Origin of the sequence: Klebsiella sp. G-Nf4 (assembly GCF_002810615.1) — a bacterium.
In the GTDB taxonomy this organism is placed as follows: Bacteria; Pseudomonadota; Gammaproteobacteria; order Enterobacterales; family Enterobacteriaceae; genus Klebsiella; species Klebsiella variicola.
On sequence record NZ_PION01000003.1, the window covers coordinates 93,761 to 114,840 of the forward strand.

The following is a 21,080-nucleotide window of genomic DNA, read 5'->3' on the forward strand; positions in this document are numbered from 1 at the left end:
TGAATTAAGCGTCAACAAAACCCGTAATTTGCGATACCCGCGAGAGATCGATATTGCCCCCGGAAATCAGGCTGACCGTTTTGCGGTTCTGGATATAGCTGTCTAGTTTGCCGCTTAATAACGCGGCGCAGGCCAACGCCCCGGCCCCTTCGGTGATCACTTTATTGCGCTGAATTAAGGCGACCATGCTCTGGCGAATGTCGTCCTCACTGACCAGGACGATGTCATCCACCAGCTGGCGGGCGATTTCATAAGTCAGTTTCCCTGGCCGGGCGACATCGCAACCATCGGCTAAGGTGCCGGCGTGGCGATGGCTGGTGATCTCCCCGGCATACCAGGAGGCGGCCATCCCGTGAACATTTTCTGACTGCACGCCAATAATGCGGATCGTCGGGTTAATGGATTTAATCGCAATCGCGATGCCGGCAATTAATCCCCCGCCGCCAATCGGCACGATGACATTATCCACGTCATACAGATCTTCTAATATTTCGAGACCAATCGTTCCCTGCCCGGCAATCACCTGCGGGTCGTCATAGGGGGGAATAAAAATACGCCCCTCAAGTTCAACAATATCGCTGGCTTTGGCGAGGGTATCGTTAAAGTTATCGCCATGCAGGACTACCTCTGCCGAATAATCGCAGGTGGCGGCGACTTTCGATTTCGGCGCCCCTTTCGGCATCACCACTTTCCCGTCAATGCCGAGCATGGCGCAGGAGAGCGAGACCCCCTGCGCATGGTTGCCCGCCGAACAGGCCACCACCCCTTTGCGTTTTTCCGCCGCGGTTAAACCGCAGAGCTTATTAAAGGCGCCACGGATTTTAAATGATCCCGTGCGCTGCATATTTTCGAATTTAAGGAATATTTCCCCCTGGCAGCGTTCGCTAAAATAATTCGAGCGGGGCATGCCCGTTTTATATATTTTTCCCGCCAGGCGTTGCTTCGCCTCGAGAATATCGTCAATGGATACCGGAAGATCGTAGGTAATATGCATGATGGCCTCTGTATCTTAATATAAAGTCAATGACCGGGCGTCATCCTGCTGATAACAGCGAGGAAGTGTGTTGGGTTATTTAATCAATATCAGTCAGGCAATTTCTATTGGCTGCCAGTGGCGGTTGCCCTGCCCCGAAGAGTACTGTTTCGCCATCTCCACCAGCGACGCCGCCGCGGTTTTAAGCCGGTAATTCTTCGACCATACCGCCGCATAGCGCGCTACCGGCAAGGCCTCTTTAATGGGGATGGTGACAAACTGACTCGAGCCGAACGGCGTGGTCATGTCGCAGGGGATCACCGTCAGAAAATCGGCATTGAGTACCAGGTTATAGATCGTCACCACCGAATCGGTATTGACGATATTTTCGCGGCGGATGCCGCTGCGCTGCAGGGTGGCCAGCAGTTCGCTGTAATAGCCCATATTGGTCTCCGGCAGCACCCACTGCTCATGCTGGAGCGAGGCCAGGCGGACGGTGCCGTTGCCGATCCGCGCCCGGTTCGCCACCAGCACAAACTCAGACTCAAACAGCGGCTCGACGTGCAGGTCCTGCAGTTTCATCTCATCACTCAGCGTCCCGATGGCGAAGTCGAGACGCCCGTCGCGGATCGCCGGTAAAAAAGCGGAGAGCTGCGCTTCATACATCGATACCCGCGCCTTCGGGAAGGTCATTTTAAACTGATGCACCATCTCCGACATAAAGGTAAACCCGACCAGCGAAGGGAAACCAAAGGAGACATCCACCACCGCGCTGTTGGTCAGAGCATTCATTTCATTGACCATATTTTTCATTTCACGGGTGATCGCTTCTGACCAGTTGAGAAATACCTGCCCGGCCTCGGTGAGCGAGACGCCGGTATTTCGCCGGACGATTAATTCGCTGCCAAAATAACTTTCCATGTCACCAATGATTTTACTGACCGCCGGCTGAGTGAGTCCTAACACTTTTGCTCCGGCCCCGATTGACCCGCTGCGGATCACTTCCTGGAAAACCACCAGATGCTGTGTTTTAGGCAGAGAAAAAGTATTCATCGCGTCTCACTTTCATTCCTTTGTTGACGGCGGAAAGTGTAACAAATCGCGATTGCCGGGTTATGTGAGAGCTCTCACAAAGGCTCCGCCGCGGCGGATAGCCAGACTTCGCCAACAAAAATAAAAACACTAAAATCATTAAGTTATAATAAAAATGAGTATTCTTTATGCGACTTCCGGCGTGCGCGAATGCGGGGATAAAAATAATTGATGGCGATAACAGCGCCGCTAAAATGACGATAAAAAATACGCCTTTTGTACGCTATTCGACCATCACTGTCAGGCTGGTGGAAAATCCCAAAATTAAATTAATGCTGTAAACAATAAAAAGCAGACGTAATAAACGCCGTTATTTAACGACAAGCCGGTTGGGCATCACATTTTATCCCCAGCGGTTGGGGAAAATGCGCGGTCATTATTTACACCAAAGAAACATTAAATTCACAATCTTGTTTTTCTTGGCGGCGGACGGCGCTGCTTTTTCCGCCATATCGCAGGCGGTCATACCTTGATTAAAATCAACCCTGGTAATTTATCTTTTACGGTGGCCGCTTGAGAGTCATTTGTGTTGCCGATCACAAATCCATAAAACAACTTCCCGGCCTCTCTTCCATAGCAACTGATTAACCAGCTTTTCACTATGCAAATGCAAATAACGTATTTGCCCTCCCCGCAGGCGCTCTGTAGTTTGAGCCAGGATCCCGGCGCCAGTTTATCCGGGTCAGGACTTTATTATTCAGAGTGTTAAATTCCGCCATGATAAAATTAGCGCATCTTTTTAAAACCTATCCAGGCAGCGCCCAGCCGGCCATTCGCGACCTCAGTCTGGATATTGATCATGGCGAATTCTGCACCTTCGTCGGCCCTAGCGGCTGCGGAAAAACGACTATCCTGCGGATGATTAACCAGCTGGATATTCCCGACAGCGGCGACGTCTATATTCAGGGCGTCCGCCTCGCTGACGCTGATATTATCCAGATCCGCCGCCAGATCGGCTTCGTGATGCAAAGCGCTGCGCTCTTTCCCCATCGTACCGTGGCGCAAAATATCGCTACCGTGCCGCGGCTGGCGGGCTGGAGCAAAGCGCGGATCCGCGCGCGGATTGACGAACTGGTGGCGCTGATGTCGCTCGATAGTCATCTGCTGCACCGCTATCCGCATCAGCTCTCCGGCGGCCAGCAGGGGCGTGTGGCCATCGCCCGCGCTATCGCCGCCGATCCGCCCATTTTACTGATGGATGAGCCTTTCGCCGCCATCGACCCGGTGGTCCGCGAACGCCTTCAGGATGAGCTCTTGCTCCTGCAGCAGCGGCTGCAGAAAACCATTGTATTAGTGACCCACGACATCAATGAAGCGATCCGCCTCGGCGATAAAATCGCCATTTTCCAGGAAGGCGGCGTGCTGGCGCAGTTTGATACCCCCGACCGTATTCTGGCCCACCCGGCGAGCGAGTTCGTGCGCCGCTTTATTGGCCCGGAACCCAATCTGAAGCGGCTGGGCATGATACAGGTCGGCCAGCTGCCGCGTCACGATGTCCCCCTGCTCGACGAAGCGCTGACGCCGATCGCCAGCGCCCATCCACCGCTGGCCAGCCCGTTGCGTCTGGTGCTTGACCGCCAGCGACGCCCGCTGCACTGGTTTGATCCGCAGCGGGGCCTCACCCTGCCGGTGGAGCGCCCGCTCGCCAGCAGCCACAGCCTGCGTTTTGCCTACAGCGCGCTGCTCGACGTGGCGACCGGCGTGCTGGTGCATGTGGATGACGAAGGACAATACCAGGGGGCGGTATCCCACACCCTGCTGCAGCAGGTGCTCGACGGCGCGGTGGGGGTGCGATCTCATGATTGACTGGGGTTGGGTTATCGATAACCGCGCGATGATCGGCGATCTGCTCTGGCAGCATGCGCGGATGGTCCTGCTGGCCCTGCTTTTCGGCTCCCTGCTCACCGGCGGCCTGTTAGCGGTGACCTTACGCTGGCCCGCGACGGCGCAGCCGCTCATCACCCTGTGCGGCGTGCTCTTTACCATTCCCTCGCTGGCGCTGTTTATTTTATTGCTGCCGTTTACCGGGCTGTCGCTGACCACCTCGCTGATTGGCCTGACGCTGTACTCCCTGCTGATCCTGCTGCGCAACGTGCTGGCAGGCATGGAGAAGCTGCCGCAGGCGGCGCTGGAGTCCGCGCGGGCGCTCGGCTACACCCGCGGGTTCCGCTTCTTCGATATCGAGCTGTGGCTGCTGCTGCCCTCTCTGTTTGCCGGGCTGCGCATTGCCTCGGTGACGCTGGTCGGCCTGGTCACCGTCACGGCGCTGATCGGCCAGGGCGGGCTGGGGCAGCTGCTGCTGGCGGGTTTTAATCAGGACTTTCTGACGCCGATTGTCGTTAGCCTGGTCCTGAGCCTGCTCCTGTCGCTGGTCTTTGACGGGCTGATTGCCCGTCTTGGCGACTGGCTAACGCCGTGGACCGAATGATGACGCTGCTTCTCGCCACCTTTCACTGGCTAACCCAGCCGGAGCACTGGCTGGGTGACGAGGGCATCTTGCTGCGCCTCGGCCAACACCTTTATTACGTGCTGGTCAGTATGGCCGTGGCCTGCGCCATTGCCCTGCCGCTCGGCATTGCGCTGGGCTACTGGCGCAAAGGCGCCTTTGTGGTGATCAACCTGTTTAATCTCGGCCGCGCCATTCCGTCGTTAGGGCTGATTTTATTATGCATCATTGTTTTTGGCTTTAACGATATCCCGGTGCTGGCGGCGCTTATCGCGCTCTCGATCCCGCCCATTCTCACTAACACCTGGGTGGGGATTTATCACGCCGACCGTCCACTGTGCGATGCGGCCATCGCGCTGGGCATGACCCCCTGGCAAAGCCTGTGGCAGGTGCGGATCCCGCTGGCGGCGCCACTGATCCTCGCTGGGGTGCGCACGGCGCTGGTTCAGCTTATCGCCACGGCGGTGGTCGCGGCCTATGCCGGTCTGGGCGGGCTGGGACGTTTTCTGATCGACGGCCTCGGGCAGCGGGATATCCCGCAGGTGATCGGCGGCTCGCTGGTGGTTTCCCTGCTGGCGATAGGCGGTGAACTGCTTTTCGCCCGCTGCGCCGGCCGTCTGGTTCATCGCCGTATTGCCGCGCCTTATTAGCGTGAAACTGACATGACCCCAGCGCCTGGGGCTGATTAACCTGAAAATAAAAGAGGTATTATGAAGCAATTATTTGGCAAGGCCGTCACCGCCCGTCGATTTCGTCTCTCGCTGCTGGCTGCCGGGCTATTCAGCCTGAGCGTTAGCAGCCTTGCCGCCAGCGTCACGGTGGGCGGGGCCAACTTTACCGAAAGCTCCATTCTCGCCAACATCTACGCCAGCGCGTTAAAGAAAAATCATATCGAGGCCAACACCCGTCTCAACCTTGGCAACCGGGAAATTATTATTCCGGCGCTGCAGAGCGGTGAGATTGATATCGTCCCGGAATATCTTGGCGCTCTGCTCAATTTTTATAACGGCAAAACCGAGGCCACCAGCCAGCAGGCCGTTAGCGCTGAGCTGGCCCAGGCCCTGCCCGACGATTTCACCCTGTTGACCCCGGCCCCGGCCACTTCGATCACCGCCTGGGCGGTACGTGCCGAGACCGCGGAGAAATACCATCTGCGCACCCTCTCCGACCTGAAGCCCGTCGCCCCGCAGCTGGTGATCGGCGGACCACCGGAGCTGGCGGTACGCGCCCTGGGCCTGCCGGGGCTGAAGCGCGTCTATGGTCTTGAGTTCAAAGCGGTGAAATCGCTGGACATGGGCGGACCGCTGACCCGGCTGGCGCTCAATTCGGGCAAAATCGACGTCGCGACGGTCGTCTCCACCCAGGGCAACCTGGCGAAGGAGAAATGGGTGGTTCTGGAAGATGATAAACATGAGCAACCGAGTCAGAACGTGGTGCCGCTGGTGCGCAAAGCCAGCCTGACGCCGGAGATCAGCGCCGTGCTCAATGAGGTTTCCGGCAAGCTGGACAATGCCACGCTGATTGCCCTCAACCAGCAGGTGGATCTCCAGCATAAAGATCCGGCAGCCGTCGCCGAGCAATGGGTTAATGCCAACCTCCCCCAACACTGACCGTCACCCCGCCACGGATGGCGTTCAGCCGCGAGTCCACGCTATGTCTACCCGACACATGATCCTGAACCTGTTCTTTTATAACCCGCAGGGGGATTACCGTTTCTCCTGGCGTCACCCTGACGCACCAGAAGCGGAAATATTTACCCTCAACTATTACGCCAGTCTGGCGCGCAAGGCCGAAGCGGCGACCCTGGACGCTATCTTTGTCGCCGACCATATCGCGGTGTGGGATACGGTGCCCAGCGGCCTGACCCACTATGCCAACGCCCGGCTTGAACCCCTGACGCTGCTCTCCGCCCTCGCCGCGGTGACGGAGCATATCGGTCTGATGGCCACCGCGTCGACATCCTATAACGAACCCTATAACCTGGCGCGCTACTTTGCCTCGCTGGATTTCCTCAGCAATGGCCGGGCCAGCTGGAATGTGGTGACGTCGTGGCTGGAAGAAGAGGCGGCAAACTTCGGTCTGGAGCAGCTTCCCCGCCACGGCACCCGCTACCAGCGGGCCAATGAATTCATCGACGTGGTCACTCGCCTGTGGGATTCCTGGGAAGATGGCGCGGCGATCTTCGATAAAGCGCACGGATTATTCGCCGATGCCGGCAAGGTGCATCACCTCGACTATCAGGGCGAGTACTTTCGCGTGCGCGGCCCGCTCAACGTCCCTCGCCCGCCGCAGGGCCATCCGCTGCTGGTGCAGGCTGGCTCTTCAGAGGCGGGAAAAGCGCTGGCCGCCGCCTGGTCTGATATGCACTTCGTGTTTATTCACTCGATCGCCGAGGGGCTGGCCTATCGCGAAGAGATGAACCAGCGGCTGCGTCAGCACGGGCGAGATCCGGCCCATTTCAAAATTATCGCCGGGGTCCTGCCGGTGGTGGTGAATTCCAGCGAGGAAAAGGCGGCCCGCCAGCAGCTTAACGAGCAGCTGATGAGCGACCAGATGGCTATCGACCTGCTCTCCTCTTATCTTCGGATGGATCTCAGCACCCTGCCACGGGACCAACCCCTGCCGCCGCTCCCCGATGAAGAGAGCTTTGATGGCATCCGCACGGCGCTGAAGCTTATCCGCCAGTACGATCCGCGGCTCACCCTGCTGGAGTTGGGGAAATTGTTATTACAGAGTTCCGATAGCTGGCTGCTGCTGGGCAGCGCCGAGGAGATTGCCGCCACCTTAACGGAGACCTGGCAGGCGGGCGCCGCTGATGGGTTCAACCTGATGTTCCCGCTGCTGCCGGGAGACTTTGACCGCTTTGTTGACCAGGTGGTGCCGATTCTGCAGCGTAACGGCGTTATGCGCGATCGCTATCCACCCGGCACCCTGCGTGAAAAGCTCGGTCTGCCCGCGGTGGAAAACCGCTTCACCGCGCCGTAGCCCGGCGTGGCCCGCCCCGGCACAGACCGCTGGCCGGGGCATTTTACCTATAGCTGGCTGACTCCCAGCGCCGCGGCCTCATCCCGCCACGCCAGCAGCGGCGCATAGGCCTCCCGCGGCATATCGCTATAGCCGCAGATCAGCAAGGCATCGCACAGGGGACGATAGCGCGCATCGCTCACTAACTGCTGGAGCGCCTCGCGCAGGCTATTCAGCGTCGCCGCCGGAGTGGCGCCGGCGGTGATCAGCGGCAGCCCTGGCGCGGCCGGGCTCCAGCCGATCGCCACCAGGCCTGCCAGGGCCTGCGGCTGATGGCGCTGCAGCAGCGCGTAGGTCACGCAGTCTATGGCGGCGATATCGGCGTTTTCCTGCTGCAGCTCGCGCAGCGACTGCCGATGGCTGCCGCTGAACACCACCGCCGAAAAAAATCGCCCCTCCCGGGAGAGCGGCGCGACCATTTTACGCAGCACGTTGTAGCCGGACTGCGAGTGCTCGGCATTGCACGCGGCCCGACGGCCAAAAAAGTCCCCCAGCATCCGGTGACTATCCGCTTCGCGGACCACCAACAGGCTGCGGTAGCGACGCCCTTCACAACCGGGCGCGGCGTAGTGGAAACAGCCCACCGTCTGCACCTCCGGCAGCTGGGTCACCAGCGGGTAGCCGCAGGTCTGGCTCAGCAACAGCGTCGGCTGGCGCCAGTGGTCCAGCAGATCCTCGGGGTCAGCCGCCGGAGGGTCTCCCGTCACGGTCACGCCGCGTTCGGCCAGCAGCGACTGCACCGCCTGCCACAGGGCCTGGGTCTGTTGACGGTGGATGGCATACATCGGGAAGGTCATACGTTCAGCCATGTTCTCCTCCCGCTTGCGCCTGCTCGCCAAAGCCCGGATGGGCGTTCACCGCCACCGCCCGGCGGCCAAAATGGCGTCGCCACTCACCGTACCCGCGCACCAGGAACCCCTGATTACGCTGCAGATAAGCCGTCTGGCGATGCAGATACAGCCGACGTAAACCGTACCAGGGGACGCCGGGCAGGTCATGATGCACCGCATGGTAATTGAGATTGAGGAACAGCACCCGCCAGGGGAGCCCGGCCTCGTTGATCACCGAGCGGGCCAGCGGGTCATCCGCGGCGCGGTGTTCGAGAAAAGAGCGCACTTTGGTCAGGGCCAGCGCCGGGTAGCTCACCGCCAGCACAAACCACAGTGGGGAAAAACCCTGCGCCGCCATCCAGGTCAGCAGGCCCGTCAGCAGCAACAGATGCAGACTCCACATGGCGATAGCGCGGCGGTCACCCTCGCGGAAAGCCCGCAGCGCGCTGTTCAGGGTATGAATAATATCCATCAGCGGCGCCAGCAGCAGACGCCCCCAGAAGGTGTTGCGCAGGTGGATAAGGCGGCGCTGCCAGGCAGAGAAGCGCTGCCAGCTTTCCGCCGTCACATAGTACGATTCAGGGTCGTCCTCGGGGTGCGTCAGCAGATGGTTGCGATGGTGCGCCAGGTGGCTGTCGCGGTAGATGCCATAGGGATACCAGACCGCCAGCGGCAGCGTCCCCAACAGCTGGTTAAACCATGCCAGCCGGGTGGGATGCCCATGGATAAGCTCGTGCTGTAAGGACATATACCAGGTGGTAAACCAGATCAGCAGCAGCGTGGCCGGCATCAAACCCAGCGTCTGCCAGCCCGCCACGCAGGCAAACCAGCCGCCGTAAACCGTCACTATCAGCAGCCATGTCGGCAGCTCGCTGCGCCACAGCCAGCTGCGCGCCAGCTGGCGGATCAGGATGCGCTGTTGGTCATCCACATAGACAGCCGTCTTCTTTTCCGTCACTTCCGATACCTTGCCCTGTTGCCTCATTCCCTCCGAAGATGTGAGATAACACGTTAAATAACAAAGTATTTAATTTACTTAGCTTTGCCAAAAAGCGCGTTTGTATTCACCGCTTTCATCAACACCTGAAACTGCGGATTAAATTCATCAAAGATTGGCAGCGCAGCGGCGCCCAGCGCGGCGGTATCGGTGCCGGTCATCCCCATTTTGACACGCTGCGCCGGCAGGTAACGCCCGCGCACAGACTGATACAGCGGCGGCAGCCGCGCCAGCACTTTCTCCAGCAAGGGGGCGGGCATCATACCGCCCACCACCACCGTCTCGGCATCGAAGACGCACTCCAGCAAATTGATCGCCTGACGCAACGGCGCCAGGATGCTGATGATCCACTGGTCGAAAAGCGCAGCGTCCACCGACAGCAGATCTTCCGGCAGCGCGCGATAGGGGTCGAGGCCGCAAAACTCATAGGCCGCCTGCAGCGAAACATAGCGCTCAAGGCATCCCTCATTCCCGCAATAGCAAGGGCGACCGTTCGGCGCGACCACGATATGCCCGACCTCACCGGCGTTATGGGCATGGCCAGTATACACATGACCATCGGTAAAAATACCGGCGCCCAGACCGGTGCCAATATAGAGATAGACAAAAGAGTTGAGCTGCCGCGCCACGCCGTGAAAGCGTTCGCCAATGGCGGCCACCGTGGCGTCGTTTTCGAGGGTCACCGGCAGGCCGCTGAGTCGCCCGAGCTCCGCCGCTACGTCGACCCCTTCCCAGCCGTTGAGCGTCGTGGGCCCCGTCGACGAGATCCCTTCCACGCCAAACGGCCCCGGCATCACGACCCCCATCCCCAGCACCCGCGACCAGTCCAGCGTCGGCAGCGCACGGATCTCATCCAGCACCTCAGCGAGGCGGGCAAAGGTCGCACCAGGCTGGGGCTTTTGCACCAGAATGAGTCGGCGAAAATGGACCTCGCCGGCCAGATCCACCAGCACCACAATCAGCGTCTGATGATCAAGATGGATGCCAATTGACCAGGCGCTGGCGGGATTGAGGCTCACCGGCACCGCTGGCTGTCCACGGCCGCTGGCGCGCCGCGGTTGGTGGCTGGTCAGGAGATCCATCTGCTCCAGCTCCGCCACAATATTCGACACGGTCTGCGGGGTCAGCGCGGTCAGCCGCGCCAGCTCGGCGCGGGTCAGCTCGCCATGTAAACGCACCGCCTCAATGATCACCCGGCGGTTATGGACCCGGGCATGTTCAAGGTTTGTACCTGATGTTTTCATCGTTTCCCTTCCAGGCTGGACTGGTGAAATTTTAGCCGGCATCACAGTTCTGACAACGACCCGCGCAGGCGAGCCTTCGCGATGGCATACCCTTTGCTACGCTTAGTGCTGGGGCCACTCGGGAGATGTTGCCGATAGTGTCGCCCTGATTAAATCAATCAAATTGATTTAATAAATCATAACCCCTTTCAGTACAGCACAGCGGAGAGCAAAGATGAAATACCACAGCGCACTACGGGTCAACGCCTGTCTGCTGGCGATGCTCGTTATCAGCGGGAGCGTCAGCGCAGCGACCCAGATTAATGCCCTGTTCATGACCCAGGCGGCCTATAGCGAAAACGACATTCGCGCGATGACCAGTGACTTCGAAAAGCAACACCCTGACGTGAAGGTCAACCTCGAATTCGTCCCCTATGAAGCGCTGCACGACAAGATCGTCGCCGCCCGCGGCGCGGGGGGTAACGGCTACGATGTGGTGCTGTTCGACGCGATCTGGCCGGCGGAGTTTAGCCGCTTTGATCTGCTGCAGGATGTCTCCTCACGGATTGCCGCCGACGAGCGCGAAAAGATTTTCCCCGGGGCGATGAATACCGTGGTGTATCAAGGCAAAACCCTCGGCATGCCGTGGATCCTCGACACCAAATATCTGTACTACAACAAAGCCATGCTGGACAAAGCGGGGATCAAAACACCGCCTGCCAGCTGGCAGCAGGTAATGGACGACGCCAAAGTGCTTAAGGACAAAGGGATCGTTAAATATCCTCTGGTCTGGAGCTGGTCGCAAGCGGAAGCGCTGGTCTGCGATTACACCACCCTCGTCTCCGGCTTCGGCGGGAGCTTCTACCAGAACGGCAAGCTCGATTTTTCGACGCCCGCCTCGCTGAAAGCGGTCACGCTGATGAAAACCTCGCTCGATCAGGGGCTGAGCAACCCGGCCTCACGTGAATACCTTGAGGAGGATGTGCGTAAGGCTTTCTCCAATGGCGACGCCGCCTTTGCGCTCAACTGGACCTATATGTACAACATGGCCAACGATCCGAAACAGAGTAAAGTCGCAGGTGATGTTGGCATTGTCCCCGCCCCAGGCGATACCCCGGATAAACCCGGCGCCGTCAACGGTTCAATGGGGCTGGGCATCGCCAAAGCCAGTCAGCATCCGGAAGAGGCCTGGCAGTATATTCACTATCTGACCTCCCAGCCGGTACAGGACAAGTATGCCAAACTGAGCTTGCCGGTGTGGAAAGCCTCGTACCAGGATCCTGCCGTTGCCAAAGGCCAGGAAAGCCTGATCGCCGCCGCCGACAAGTCGTTGAACGTGATGCTCTCTCGTCCCGAAACGGCAGATTACTCGCGCCTGTCAAATACCCTGCAACAGCAGCTTCAGTCAGTATTGCAGGGTAAAGCCACGCCCGACGTCGCCCTCAAGGCGGTCGACACCAGCGCGGCCCGTCTGCGTTAAGGAGGCATGATGCTGAGTCTGCAACGACGCGAGCATCGTCAGGCATGGGTGCTGTTAGCGCCCATGCTTATCGCGATGTTTATCCTCACCGCATGGCCGCTGGCGCGCACGCTGTGGCTGAGTTTTACCGATACCGCGCTGGCGGGAAGCGGCGAGGCGACCCACTATGTCTGGCTGGATAATTATCTTTATGCCCTGACCGACCCGGACTTTCGCGCGGCCTTCGCGCGAACGCTCTATTTCACCGTGGTCTCGGTGGCGATTGAGGGGGCGATCGGCGTACTGGTGGCGCTGTTGTTGAATCAGCGTTTTGTCGGGCGAAATGTCCTGCGGGTGCTGGTGATCCTGCCGTGGGCGTTGCCGACTATCGTCAACGCCATGATGTGGCGGCTTAACTTTAATCCCGACTATGGCAGCGTTAATGCCCTGCTCAGCCAGCTGGGGCTGATTGACAGCTATCGCAGCTGGCTGGGTTCGCCGGATTCTGCGCTGCACGCGGTGATGCTGGCGGATATCTGGAAAAACTACCCGCTGGTCACCCTGCTGGTGCTGGCCGCCCTGCAGTCCGTTCCCGACGATCTGTACGAGGCGGCGCGGCTCGACGGCGCCTCGGCCTGGCGGCGTTTTCGCGCCATTACCTTTCCGGCCATTGTGGGTCCCCTTGGCGTCGCGCTGGTGCTACGCACCATCGATGCCTTCAAAGTGTTCGACATTATCTATGTGATGACCCGCGGCGGCCCGCTCGACAGCACCAAAACGCTGAGCTTTTTTGTTTATCAGGAGTCCTTCAGCTACCTGCGCGCCGGCAGCGGCGCGGCCTACGCCATGCTGATGAGCCTGATGTGCGCCGTGCTGATAGCCCTGTATCTGTTTTTGCTGCTGCGTCAGCGGCGCCGGAGTGTTGATGATGAAGCGTAAAGGGTACATCGTGCTGCGTTACCTGGCGGCGCTGGCGGTGGCGATCTCGATCCTCGCCCCGATGCTGTGGCTGTTTTTGATGAGCGTCAGCACCACCGCGGACCTCACCCGCGTCCCGCTGGAATGGCTCCCGCGGCAGTGGGACTTCAGCCGCTATGGCCACCTGCTGTCGCTGGCCCCTGGCGAACCCGGGGCGCTGTTTCTTCCCGCGCTGGGCAACAGCCTGCTGGTGGCCGCCGGCGCGACGCTGGTGTCGCTGTTGCTGGCGATCCCCGCCGCCTTCAGCTTTTCCCGTTATCCCGGCCGCGACGGCTGGCTGTACGCCGGCCTCGGCATCTATATGGTGCCGCCCGTGGCCTTTGTGCTGCCGCTCTATTTTATTCTGGAACACTTTGGCCTGCTCAACACCCGCAGCGGGCTGGTGCTGGTCTACTGCTCGCTGATCGTGCCGTTTCTGACGTGGATGGTCAAAAACCAGTTCGATACCCTGCCGCAGGATATCGAGCAGGCGGCCCGGCTTGACGGTCTGCGCATCTGGCAGGTCCTGCTGCGCATCACTCTGCCGCTGGCGAAACCGATGCTTGGCGCCGCCGCGCTGTTCGGCTGGCTGCTGGCGTGGGACGAGTTTTTCTATGCGCTACTGTTCACCAGCAACCTCGCCGCCCAAACGCTGCCGGTGACCATCGCCGGCTTCACCGCCGGCCGCGCCACCGATGACGGACTGGTGGCGGCGGTCGGCATACTGGCCTCAGTCCCTCCGCTGTTGATTGCTATCTGGCTGCAAAAATCGCTGGTCAGCGGCCTCACCAACGGGGGAAGTAAAGGATAACTATGGATAACACCAGGACACCTGTGCTCTATATCGTGGGCAATTACAATATTGACTTAGTGATGGGAACCCTGACCCACTGGCCTGCCCAGGGGACTGAGATGATGCTCGAGCACAGCGCGCTGCGGCCCGGCGGCTCTGCCGGCAACTGCGCGCTGGCCGCCGCCGCCATGCAGCTTCCGCACTGCGCGGTCGGCTGTCAGGGCGACGACGCGTTTACTCCGTGGCTGGCGGCACAGTTTCCCGGCGGCAGCGATCGCTGGCCGCAGTATCCCTGTGAAACTTCGCTGACGGTGGCGATCACCCATCCCAACAAAGAACGCTCCTTCCTCAGCAACCACGGACATATTACCCGCCTGACCGCCGGGGATGTGCTGAGCCAGCTGCCGGCCGCCGCTGGCGAGGGCGATATCGTGTTGCTCTGCGGTACCTTTCTCTGTACCGGGCTGCTGTCCGACTATCCGCAGCTGCTCGCCACGCTCCGCCAGCGCGGGTTTACCCTCGCCGTCGATACCGGCTGGCCACCTCAGGGCTGGAGCGACCCGCTGCGTCATGAGGTCGACCGCTGGCTGGGCGACTGCGACTGGCTGTTGCTCAACGACCTTGAAACCCTGCAGCTGGCCGGCCACCTGACCCTCGCCGAAGCCGCCACAGCCCTGGCGGCACGGCTCAGCGGCCGCGGCGGGTGCGTGGTGAAGCGCGGCGCCGACGGCGCGGACTGCTGGACGACCGACGGCCATCACCATGCGCCGACCCGGCCAGTCACCGTGATCGATACCATCGGGGCTGGCGACAGCTTTAACGCAGGATTCCTTGCCGCACTGCTGAGCGGTAAACCTGCGGCGGCCGCGCTGCGCTGGGGAAATACCGTCGCCGCGCAGGCGATCGGCACCTCCCCCCGCCGCTATCCCGACTGGCATACCCTGCAACATCACCTTGAGGAGGCCACCGATGGCCAGTGTTGAACTGATCGATGTCGCCAAGCGCTACGGCAAACAGACGGTGCTCCAGCCGCTGGACCTCACCATCCCCGACGGCAGCTTTACCGTGCTGGTGGGTCCTTCCGGATGCGGCAAGTCGACCCTGCTGCGCCTGCTGGCCGGTCTCGAAACGCTTTCCGGCGGCACCATTCTGATGAACAAGCGGCCGGTCAACGATCTGGATCCGGCCGACCGCGATGTGGCGATGGTCTTTCAGAGCTACGCGCTCTACCCCCACCTGACGGTGGCGGAAAATCTCGCCTTTCATATGCAGGTCAAAAAGGTGGATAAGCAGTTACAGAAAAGCAAAGTGCAGCAGGTCGCCAACCTGCTGGGGATTGATAAACTGCTGGCTCGCTATCCGCGTGCGCTCTCCGGGGGCCAGCGCCAGCGGGTGGCGATGGGCCGGGCAATGGTCAGAAACCCCCAGGTTTTCCTGTTCGATGAGCCGCTGTCGAACCTTGACGCCCAGCTGCGGATGGAGCTGCGCGCGGAGATCAAATCCCTTCACCAGCGCATCAATACCACCATGATCTATGTCACCCATGACCAGGTGGAGGCGATGACCCTGGCCGATCAGATTGTGGTGATGCGCGACGGGCAGATCGTCCAGCAGGGGGCGCCGCTGGCCATTTACGACCAGCCCTGCAATACCTTCGTCGCCCGCTTTATCGGCTCCCCGCCGATGAATCTCCTGCCCGGTCAGCGCGCCGTGCGCGACGGCCAGCCCGGCGTCGCCTGCGGCGCGCTGTGGTTTCCGCTGGCCGAACGCTGGCATCAGGCCGTGGCGCAGCAGGGCGATGCCCCGCTGATTGTCGGTCTCCGTCCACAGGATATTCTGCCGGATGCGCATGGCGCGCCGGCAACGGTAAACATCATGGAGGTGACGGGGGAATCCACCCTGCTGCATCTCGACTGGCAGGGTTTTCCGGTGCATGTGCAGGTTGCCGGCAGGGTGGCGGTCGCGGCGCAGCAGACGCTGGGGCTGACTCTCCGCCGCGAAAACCTGCATCTGTTTGATGCCGCCAGCGGCGAGCGGCTGGCGGAGACGCGCTAAGGGCGAAGGGAGCCGGTCATCATCCGTGTGGCCGGGCTCCGGGCGAGGTCGTGTTCCAGGGCTACTCCTCTTCCCGCTCCGCTGGGATCCAGGTCGGCAGCGTCTGGAAGGTGTGCAACAGCCCTTCGGACCACGCCTTGCGGATGCGGTTGAAGTAGGGATCGCTGTCGGTGATGCGATGCTGCCCGGCACTGCTCAGGCTGCCGCTGCGGTAGAGCAGCGTATCCAGCGGCAGGCCGACGGACAGATTACTGCGCAGCGTCGAGTCAATGGAGATCAACGCGCAGCACATCGCCTGCTCCAGCGGCGTATCGACGGTCAGCACCCGATCGATGATCGGCTTGCCGTACTTGCTTTCACCAATCTGGAAATAAGGCGTGTCGCGGGTGGCTTCAATAAAGTTGCCCTCCGGATAAATATGGAACAGACGATGGGTTTCGCCGGCGATCTGGCCGCCAAGCAGCAGGTTGCAGTTGAAGTTGGTGTTACTGCAGTTCTGCTGGTTGCTGCTGTCGCGCTGGATCACCTCCAGCAGCGTTTTACCAATCAGCATCGCGGCGTCGTAGAGGGAAGTGACCTGCATCAGATTCGGCTCCTGCTGGGTACGGATGCGCGCGCTGAGCAGGCTTATCACGCTCTGGGTGGTGGCCAGGTTGCCAGCGGATTGCAGCACCAGCACCCGTTCCCCCTCCTGATAGAAAACGTGCAGCTTTTTAAAAGTGGCAATATGGTCGACGCCCGCGTTGGTGCGGGAGTCGGAAGCAAACACCAGTCCATCCGCCAGGCACATGGCCACACAGTAGGTCATTGCGGTTTTTCCCGTATTATTGCTGCTGCGCCTGCTGGCTTTGTTCGCGCACTTCAGCGTTGGTTAACATAATCTCCCCGCCGCCGCCCAGCCGGGTGCCCCGTACCGGGCAGGCGTCGAGATAATCCAGCCCGGTCGCCAGCCGCAAATGCTGATTCAGACGACGGGTATTATTGGTGATATCAAACGACAGCCAGCGGCCGTCGAGCCAGACTTCCGCCCAGGCGTGCATCGCCACATGCTGAGCGTTGTCGCTGTAAACATAGCCGCTGACGTAGCGCGCCGGGATCTCCAGCGCGCGGCAGCAGGCCAGAAAAACATGGGTATGATCCTGGCACACCCCCTTCGCGCGGGCGAAAGCGTCGGCGGCGGAGTCCTGCACCTGGGTCGCGCCGGGGGAGTATGGCATTCTTAACAGCAGATCCGCCATCAGTTGATTCAGACTTTCTTCCGCTGCATCGGGACGATAGAGGCGCTGGGCAAACTCACGGATCGCCGTATCGGCGCGGGTTAGCGGCGTACAGCGCAGAAAAACCAGCGGCGACAGCAGCTCGGCCTCTTCATCACGCGTCTCTTCCCCTTCGTCGGCGATATCGACAATCCCGCTGGCGCGGATAGTGATCTCCTTGTGCGGGTTATCCAGCGTCAGCACATGCAGCACATTGCCCCAGCCGTCGGTGGTGGTCACCGCCGCCCCGTCCGGCAGGGTCAGCGTCCAGGCGGTGATGGTCTGCCGGCCGGTACTGCGCGGCGTCAGGCGCAGATACTGGGTGGAAAACTTCACTTCTTCATCGTAGCCATAGCGGGTGAGATGATCGATGACCAGTTTCATAAGGCCTCCAGATAGGTTTGTCTGATGCTGTCGGACAGCGCGTTAATTCTCGCCAGCAGGCCGTTAAGGGTGGTCTGCAGGTCCGCCTGCGCCAGGTCGTCGCGGGTGCTGAAGCGCAGGTCAACGTTGAGCTGATGGGCCAGGCGCAGCGGTTGATAGGAGCGATCGTTGGCGATTTTCTCCAGCTCGCCGACCAGATCGGCAATGCTGGCGCGCAGCGAACGCGGAATATCGTTACGCAGGATCAGCAGCTCCATCACCGTTTCACGACTGACCGGCTGGCGGTAGAGGCTGTTGTAGGCTTCGCGGGCGCTGACCGCATTGAGCAAGGTATCCAGTCGATAGTATTCCCGCACCGGATCCGGGTCGTTGGTCAGTTGTTGATCCTTAATCAGCAGCAGTTGGGTGGTGGCAAACGCACGCTCAATCAGCGTGCCGATACCGATAAAGCTCAGCGCGTCGTTGCGCAGCAGCGTGCCGATCACCGCCCCGCGAAACAGATGCACCCGCTCTTTCACCCACTCGAAAAAGCCGTCGCTCCCCAGTTCGCCCAACCCCTGCTGGCGCAGGGTTCGCAGCTCGATTCGGGTGGCGTTGATGCTCTCCCACACCTCGGCCGACAGACTGCCGCGCACCGCGTGCGCATTGTTCCACGCCATCTCCACGCAGCTGTAAATACTGCAGGGGTTGTTGCCATCGAGGGCAAAAAAGTTGAGCAGGTTGCTCATGGTAAAACGGGCATGGCGCGCCTGAAACAGCTCGTGGGTCATCGACAAATTCAGCGGCAGCGCCAGATCCCGCGACTGCTGGCTGTGGCGGGGGATCATCGATAATTTCCAGGTCACGTCCAGTACCCGGGCGTAGCTTTCCGCCCGCTCGAGATAGCGGGCCATCCAGAACAGTTCACTCGCCGTACGACTTAGCATGATGCGTCATCCTCCATCACCCAGGTATCCTTGGTTCCGCCGCCCTGCGACGAGTTGACCACCAGCGACCCTTCGGTCAGCGCCACGCGGGTCAGGCCGCCGGGCACCAGCCGCATCTCCTGCCCGGACAGCACGTAGGGCCGTAAATCGATATGTCGCGGCGACAGACCTTCATCAACGAAGGTGGGACAGGTCGACAGCGCGAGGGTGTCCTGGGCGATATAGTTGGCCGGATTGGCCAGCAGGCGCTGGCGGAAGGCCTCTCGCTCCTCTTTGGTCGAACGCGGGCCAACCAGCATGCCGTAGCCCCCGGCGCCATGGACCTCCTTGACCACCATCAGCTCGAGATTACTCAGCACATAGCGCAGGTCCTCTGCTTTCCGGCACTGCCAGGTGGGGATATTACTGAGGATCGGCTGTTCACCGAGGTAAAAGCGGATCATCTCCGGAACGTACGGATAGATTGATTTGTCGTCGGCGACGCCGGTGCCGATGGCGTTGGCCAGCACCACGCCGCCGGCGCGATAGACTGACAGCAGCCCCGGTACGCCAAGCATCGAATCGGCGCGGAAGGCCAGCGGGTCGAGCCAGGCGTCATCGATGCGGCGATAAATCACATCCACCCGCCGCGGCCCCTCGGTGGTCCGCATATACACCGCGCCGTTCTTAATGAACAGGTCGGCGCTCTCCACCAGCTCGACCCCCATCTGCTGCGCCAGGAAGCTGTGCTCGAAGTAGGCGCTGTTGAAGCGCCCCGGGGTCATCACCACGACGCAAGGGTCATCCACCAGCGAGCTTTCGCGCAGGGTCTGCAGGAGGTAGCTCGGGTAGCGCTCCACCGGCGCAATGTGATGCTGTTCGAACATCTCCGGATAGAGGCGCATCATCATCTTACGGTTTTCGAGCATGTAGGAGACGCCAGACGGCGTACGCAGGTTATCCTCCAGCACGTAGTACTGACCGTCGTTATTGCGCACCATATCGACGCCGGTGATATGGGCATAGGTGTTGTTTGGCAGGTTGATGCCCTGCATGCACGGCTGATACTGCTCGTTGGCCAGCACCTGCTCGGCCGGGATCAGCCCCGCGCGCAGGATATTCTGCTCATGATAGATGTCATAGAGGAAGGCGTTCAGCGCTTTCACCCGCTGGCGAATACCGCGGTCAATGCGCTGCCACTCCCCGGCGGGTATGATCCGCGGCACACTATCAAACGGGATCAGCCGCTCGGTTCCCTCATCCTCGCCGTACACGTTAAAGGTGATGCCGATACGGTGAAAAAGCAGTTCCGCTTGCGCTTTTTTCTGCCGGATAGAGAATTGATCAGTGTTGCGAAACCATTGCCACCAGGCATTATAGTGCGGCCGCTGTTCACCCTGCGCGGTCAGCATCTCGTCATAATAATGCCCGTCAGGTAGCGTAATTTTAATCATGGCTATCCCCTCCGGTTGTACTCACTTTGTGGTAATCCCGGTAAGAGATAAGCATTAATTATGCCAGGTCCTCTGCCGCCGCGGCGTTGTGCAAATCTGTTCTGACCCGCCGTCTGGTTGTGCAAAAAATCGCCAGAACAGCCGCCCGCGCCCGGCTACGGTTGCACCGTCGTGAGGCAGCGCTACGGTTTTTGCGCCATCGTGGACGCCAGCGCCTTCAGCCAGGCGGCATAGGCCGTGGGCCAGGCGGTCGTCGGCGTTCCCGGGCGCCCCATACCAAAGCCATGGCCACCGCGGGTATAGCGGAAAAGCTGCACCGGAACCTGATGCTGGCGGCAGGCGTCAGCCATCACCAGTGTATTGTGCGGATCGGAAACCGGATCGTCCTGTGCCTGCACCAGGAAACAGGGCGGCGTGGCCGTTGTCACCCAGGTTTGTACCGACCAGGCGCGGTCGGCCGCCTCGCTCGCCTGCGGCCCCACCAGCAGACGATGGGTCGCCGTATGGCTCCAGGGTGGCAGGAGCGTGATCACCGGATAGATCAGCGCGGCGCCGTCGGTGGTGGCGGGCTGGTGGTCCAGCGCATCCACCGGCGGGTAGCTGGCGAACGTCGGCCGACAGGCGGCCATCCCCAGCAGATGTCCCCCCGCCGAAAAACCGAGCACGCTGACCTGCGATTCCCGGGCGCGGACCAGCCGCAGAGCTCGCTGCGCATCCTGCAGCGGCGCCAGCGCACCGGCCTGCCAGCCCTCCCCCGGCAAGCGGTAGCTCAGGACATAGGCGGTATAGCCGTGCGCTGTCAGCCAGTGCGCCGCAGGCCAGGCCTCACTGCCCATCTCGATCCGCTGGTATCCGCCGCCGGCCGCCACCAGCACCCCGTGGCCAGTGGCCCGGGCGGGTTGCCAGACCGTCAGCACAGGACGAGCGATATGGCTCAGCGCGCCGCGGGCGGATAACCGAGACTCGCCCCCCGGCCCGCCTCCGCCCGGCGGTTGATCCGGCCACAGCGGCAGCGTCAGCGCCGGAGCAGTGGCCGCCGCGCCCCGCGCCGCAGACAGCGCGGCGGCGCTGAACAGAAGAAATTGACGTCGATTCATGACTGGCTCCCGGGCGCGTTGGCTTGCCTGTAAGCCTAACCGCTTTGCTGGCGGTTGTATCAGAAAACCTGACAGGTAAATCCTCTGTTTTCGCGCAAAATGTTACCCCTGACACGCGCAGCGGCAGATATTCGT

General features: G+C 60.8%; 20 protein-coding genes. 10 read left to right on the forward strand and 10 right to left on the reverse strand.

The features are described 5' to 3' along the window. Positions 1-4: 4 nt before the first annotated feature. Positions 5-994: a bifunctional threonine ammonia-lyase/L-serine ammonia-lyase TdcB gene (gene tdcB / locus CWM57_RS08640; protein WP_002910762.1), complete on the reverse strand. Its 990-nt coding sequence runs from the start codon at positions 992-994 to the stop codon at positions 5-7. A 93-nt stretch (positions 995-1,087) separates the two neighbouring features. Beyond that, entirely contained in the window at positions 1,088-2,026 is a 939-nt protein-coding gene (gene tdcA, locus CWM57_RS08645; RefSeq protein WP_100630704.1) for a transcriptional regulator TdcA, read from the reverse strand. Positions 2,027-2,782: 756 nt separating this feature from the next. Here tdcA and CWM57_RS08650 point away from each other — a divergent pair. From CWM57_RS08650 to CWM57_RS08670, 5 genes are read left to right on the forward strand one after another with little or no spacing between them, the layout of a single operon-like run. Then, entirely contained in the window at positions 2,783-3,871 is a 1,089-nt protein-coding gene (locus CWM57_RS08650) for an ABC transporter ATP-binding protein (protein ID WP_100675406.1), read from the forward strand. After that, a complete protein-coding gene (locus CWM57_RS08655; protein WP_074385493.1) occupies positions 3,864-4,493 on the forward strand; it encodes an ABC transporter permease in 630 nt (209 codons plus the stop codon). Before CWM57_RS08650 ends, CWM57_RS08655 begins: the two co-directional genes overlap by 8 nt. Next, positions 4,493-5,161: an ABC transporter permease gene (locus tag CWM57_RS08660; RefSeq protein ID WP_004203269.1), complete on the forward strand. Its 669-nt coding sequence runs from the start codon at positions 4,493-4,495 to the stop codon at positions 5,159-5,161. The genes CWM57_RS08655 and CWM57_RS08660 overlap by 1 nt, the downstream gene beginning before the upstream one ends. 60 nt (positions 5,162-5,221) lie before the next feature. Then, positions 5,222-6,121, forward strand: coding sequence for an ABC transporter substrate-binding protein (locus tag CWM57_RS08665; RefSeq protein ID WP_100675405.1), 900 nt, complete (start codon positions 5,222-5,224; stop codon positions 6,119-6,121). Between the two features lie 58 nt (positions 6,122-6,179). Continuing rightward, the gene (locus CWM57_RS08670) at positions 6,180-7,496 is read left to right on the forward strand and encodes an LLM class flavin-dependent oxidoreductase (RefSeq protein ID WP_227520638.1); all 1,317 of its coding nucleotides are present in this window, start codon (positions 6,180-6,182) and stop codon (positions 7,494-7,496) included. Between the two features lie 47 nt (positions 7,497-7,543). Here CWM57_RS08670 and CWM57_RS08675 read toward each other — a convergent pair whose 3' ends face one another. From CWM57_RS08675 to CWM57_RS08685, 3 genes are all read right to left on the reverse strand, one after another. Further along, positions 7,544-8,344, reverse strand: a complete 801-nt coding sequence (locus tag CWM57_RS08675; protein WP_042947078.1) for a phosphate/phosphite/phosphonate ABC transporter substrate-binding protein — start codon at positions 8,342-8,344, stop codon at positions 7,544-7,546. After that, on the reverse strand, positions 8,337-9,323 hold the full coding sequence (locus CWM57_RS08680) for a fatty acid desaturase (protein WP_165784163.1): 987 nt from the start codon (positions 9,321-9,323) through the stop codon (positions 8,337-8,339). The genes CWM57_RS08675 and CWM57_RS08680 overlap by 8 nt, the downstream gene beginning before the upstream one ends. A 74-nt stretch (positions 9,324-9,397) precedes the next feature. Beyond that, complete coding sequence (locus tag CWM57_RS08685) at positions 9,398-10,606, reverse strand: ROK family transcriptional regulator (protein ID WP_100675404.1); 1,209 nt, start codon at positions 10,604-10,606, stop codon at positions 9,398-9,400. 214 nt (positions 10,607-10,820) lie between these two features. Here CWM57_RS08685 and CWM57_RS08690 point away from each other — a divergent pair, with 214 nt between their 5' ends. The 5 genes from CWM57_RS08690 to CWM57_RS08710 are packed head-to-tail and all read left to right on the forward strand — an operon-like array spanning position 10,821 to position 15,849. After that, a complete protein-coding gene (locus CWM57_RS08690; protein ID WP_008804325.1) occupies positions 10,821-12,065 on the forward strand; it encodes an extracellular solute-binding protein in 1,245 nt (414 codons plus the stop codon). Between the two features lie 9 nt (positions 12,066-12,074). Next, positions 12,075-12,983 carry a carbohydrate ABC transporter permease gene (locus CWM57_RS08695; RefSeq protein WP_012541290.1) on the forward strand — a complete coding sequence of 303 codons (909 nt, stop codon included), beginning with the start codon at positions 12,075-12,077 and terminating at the stop codon, positions 12,981-12,983. After that, positions 12,973-13,812 (forward strand): carbohydrate ABC transporter permease, encoded by an 840-nt coding sequence (locus tag CWM57_RS08700; RefSeq protein WP_008804323.1) that lies wholly within the window; start codon positions 12,973-12,975, stop codon positions 13,810-13,812. The genes CWM57_RS08695 and CWM57_RS08700 overlap by 11 nt, the downstream gene beginning before the upstream one ends. 2 nt (positions 13,813-13,814) lie before the next feature. Next, positions 13,815-14,777 (forward strand): carbohydrate kinase family protein, encoded by a 963-nt coding sequence (locus CWM57_RS08705; protein ID WP_100675403.1) that lies wholly within the window; start codon positions 13,815-13,817, stop codon positions 14,775-14,777. After that, positions 14,764-15,849: an ABC transporter ATP-binding protein gene (locus tag CWM57_RS08710; RefSeq protein WP_100675402.1), complete on the forward strand. Its 1,086-nt coding sequence runs from the start codon at positions 14,764-14,766 to the stop codon at positions 15,847-15,849. Before CWM57_RS08705 ends, CWM57_RS08710 begins: the two co-directional genes overlap by 14 nt. 61 nt (positions 15,850-15,910) lie before the next feature. Here CWM57_RS08710 and CWM57_RS08715 read toward each other — a convergent pair whose 3' ends face one another. The 5 genes from CWM57_RS08715 to CWM57_RS08735 all read right to left on the reverse strand — a co-directional run bounded on the left by CWM57_RS08715 (position 15,911) and on the right by CWM57_RS08735 (position 20,945). Then, positions 15,911-16,657: a proteasome-type protease gene (locus CWM57_RS08715; RefSeq protein ID WP_100675401.1), complete on the reverse strand. Its 747-nt coding sequence runs from the start codon at positions 16,655-16,657 to the stop codon at positions 15,911-15,913. 16 nt (positions 16,658-16,673) lie between these two features. Continuing rightward, entirely contained in the window at positions 16,674-17,489 is an 816-nt protein-coding gene (locus CWM57_RS08720; protein ID WP_061154154.1) for a transglutaminase family protein, read from the reverse strand. Further along, positions 17,486-18,415 carry an alpha-E domain-containing protein gene (locus CWM57_RS08725; RefSeq protein WP_002910835.1) on the reverse strand — a complete coding sequence of 310 codons (930 nt, stop codon included), beginning with the start codon at positions 18,413-18,415 and terminating at the stop codon, positions 17,486-17,488. Before CWM57_RS08725 ends, CWM57_RS08720 begins: the two co-directional genes overlap by 4 nt. After that, positions 18,409-19,848, reverse strand: coding sequence for a circularly permuted type 2 ATP-grasp protein (locus tag CWM57_RS08730; RefSeq protein WP_004180417.1), 1,440 nt, complete (start codon positions 19,846-19,848; stop codon positions 18,409-18,411). The genes CWM57_RS08725 and CWM57_RS08730 overlap by 7 nt, the downstream gene beginning before the upstream one ends. A 182-nt stretch (positions 19,849-20,030) precedes the next feature. Beyond that, complete coding sequence (locus tag CWM57_RS08735; protein WP_100675400.1) at positions 20,031-20,945, reverse strand: alpha/beta hydrolase; 915 nt, start codon at positions 20,943-20,945, stop codon at positions 20,031-20,033. Positions 20,946-21,080: the final 135 nt, after the last annotated feature.

Excerpts from the sequence above, each read along its gene's own strand:
- CWM57_RS08685 (WP_100675404.1), bottom strand. The coding sequence starts at position 10,606 with ATGAAAACATCAGGTACAAACCTTGAACATGCCCGGGTCCATAACCGC.
- tdcA (WP_100630704.1), bottom strand. The coding sequence starts at position 2,026 with ATGAATACTTTTTCTCTGCCTAAAACACAGCATCTGGTGGTTTTCCAG.
- CWM57_RS08695 (WP_012541290.1), top strand. The coding sequence starts at position 12,075 with ATGCTGAGTCTGCAACGACGCGAGCATCGTCAGGCATGGGTGCTGTTA.
- CWM57_RS08735 (WP_100675400.1), bottom strand. The coding sequence starts at position 20,945 with ATGAATCGACGTCAATTTCTTCTGTTCAGCGCCGCCGCGCTGTCTGCG.
- tdcB (WP_002910762.1), bottom strand. The coding sequence starts at position 994 with ATGCATATTACCTACGATCTTCCGGTATCCATTGACGATATTCTCGAG.
- CWM57_RS08700 (WP_008804323.1), top strand. The coding sequence starts at position 12,973 with ATGAAGCGTAAAGGGTACATCGTGCTGCGTTACCTGGCGGCGCTGGCG.
- CWM57_RS08710 (WP_100675402.1), top strand. The coding sequence starts at position 14,764 with ATGGCCAGTGTTGAACTGATCGATGTCGCCAAGCGCTACGGCAAACAG.
- CWM57_RS08705 (WP_100675403.1), top strand. The coding sequence starts at position 13,815 with ATGGATAACACCAGGACACCTGTGCTCTATATCGTGGGCAATTACAAT.
- CWM57_RS08675 (WP_042947078.1), bottom strand. The coding sequence starts at position 8,344 with ATGGCTGAACGTATGACCTTCCCGATGTATGCCATCCACCGTCAACAG.
- CWM57_RS08720 (WP_061154154.1), bottom strand. The coding sequence starts at position 17,489 with ATGAAACTGGTCATCGATCATCTCACCCGCTATGGCTACGATGAAGAA.
- CWM57_RS08655 (WP_074385493.1), top strand. The coding sequence starts at position 3,864 with ATGATTGACTGGGGTTGGGTTATCGATAACCGCGCGATGATCGGCGAT.
- CWM57_RS08665 (WP_100675405.1), top strand. The coding sequence starts at position 5,222 with ATGAAGCAATTATTTGGCAAGGCCGTCACCGCCCGTCGATTTCGTCTC.
- CWM57_RS08715 (WP_100675401.1), bottom strand. The coding sequence starts at position 16,657 with ATGACCTACTGTGTGGCCATGTGCCTGGCGGATGGACTGGTGTTTGCT.
- CWM57_RS08690 (WP_008804325.1), top strand. The coding sequence starts at position 10,821 with ATGAAATACCACAGCGCACTACGGGTCAACGCCTGTCTGCTGGCGATG.
- CWM57_RS08660 (WP_004203269.1), top strand. The coding sequence starts at position 4,493 with ATGACGCTGCTTCTCGCCACCTTTCACTGGCTAACCCAGCCGGAGCAC.
- CWM57_RS08725 (WP_002910835.1), bottom strand. The coding sequence starts at position 18,415 with ATGCTAAGTCGTACGGCGAGTGAACTGTTCTGGATGGCCCGCTATCTC.
- CWM57_RS08670 (WP_227520638.1), top strand. The coding sequence starts at position 6,180 with ATGATCCTGAACCTGTTCTTTTATAACCCGCAGGGGGATTACCGTTTC.
- CWM57_RS08650 (WP_100675406.1), top strand. The coding sequence starts at position 2,783 with ATGATAAAATTAGCGCATCTTTTTAAAACCTATCCAGGCAGCGCCCAG.
- CWM57_RS08730 (WP_004180417.1), bottom strand. The coding sequence starts at position 19,848 with ATGATTAAAATTACGCTACCTGACGGGCATTATTATGACGAGATGCTG.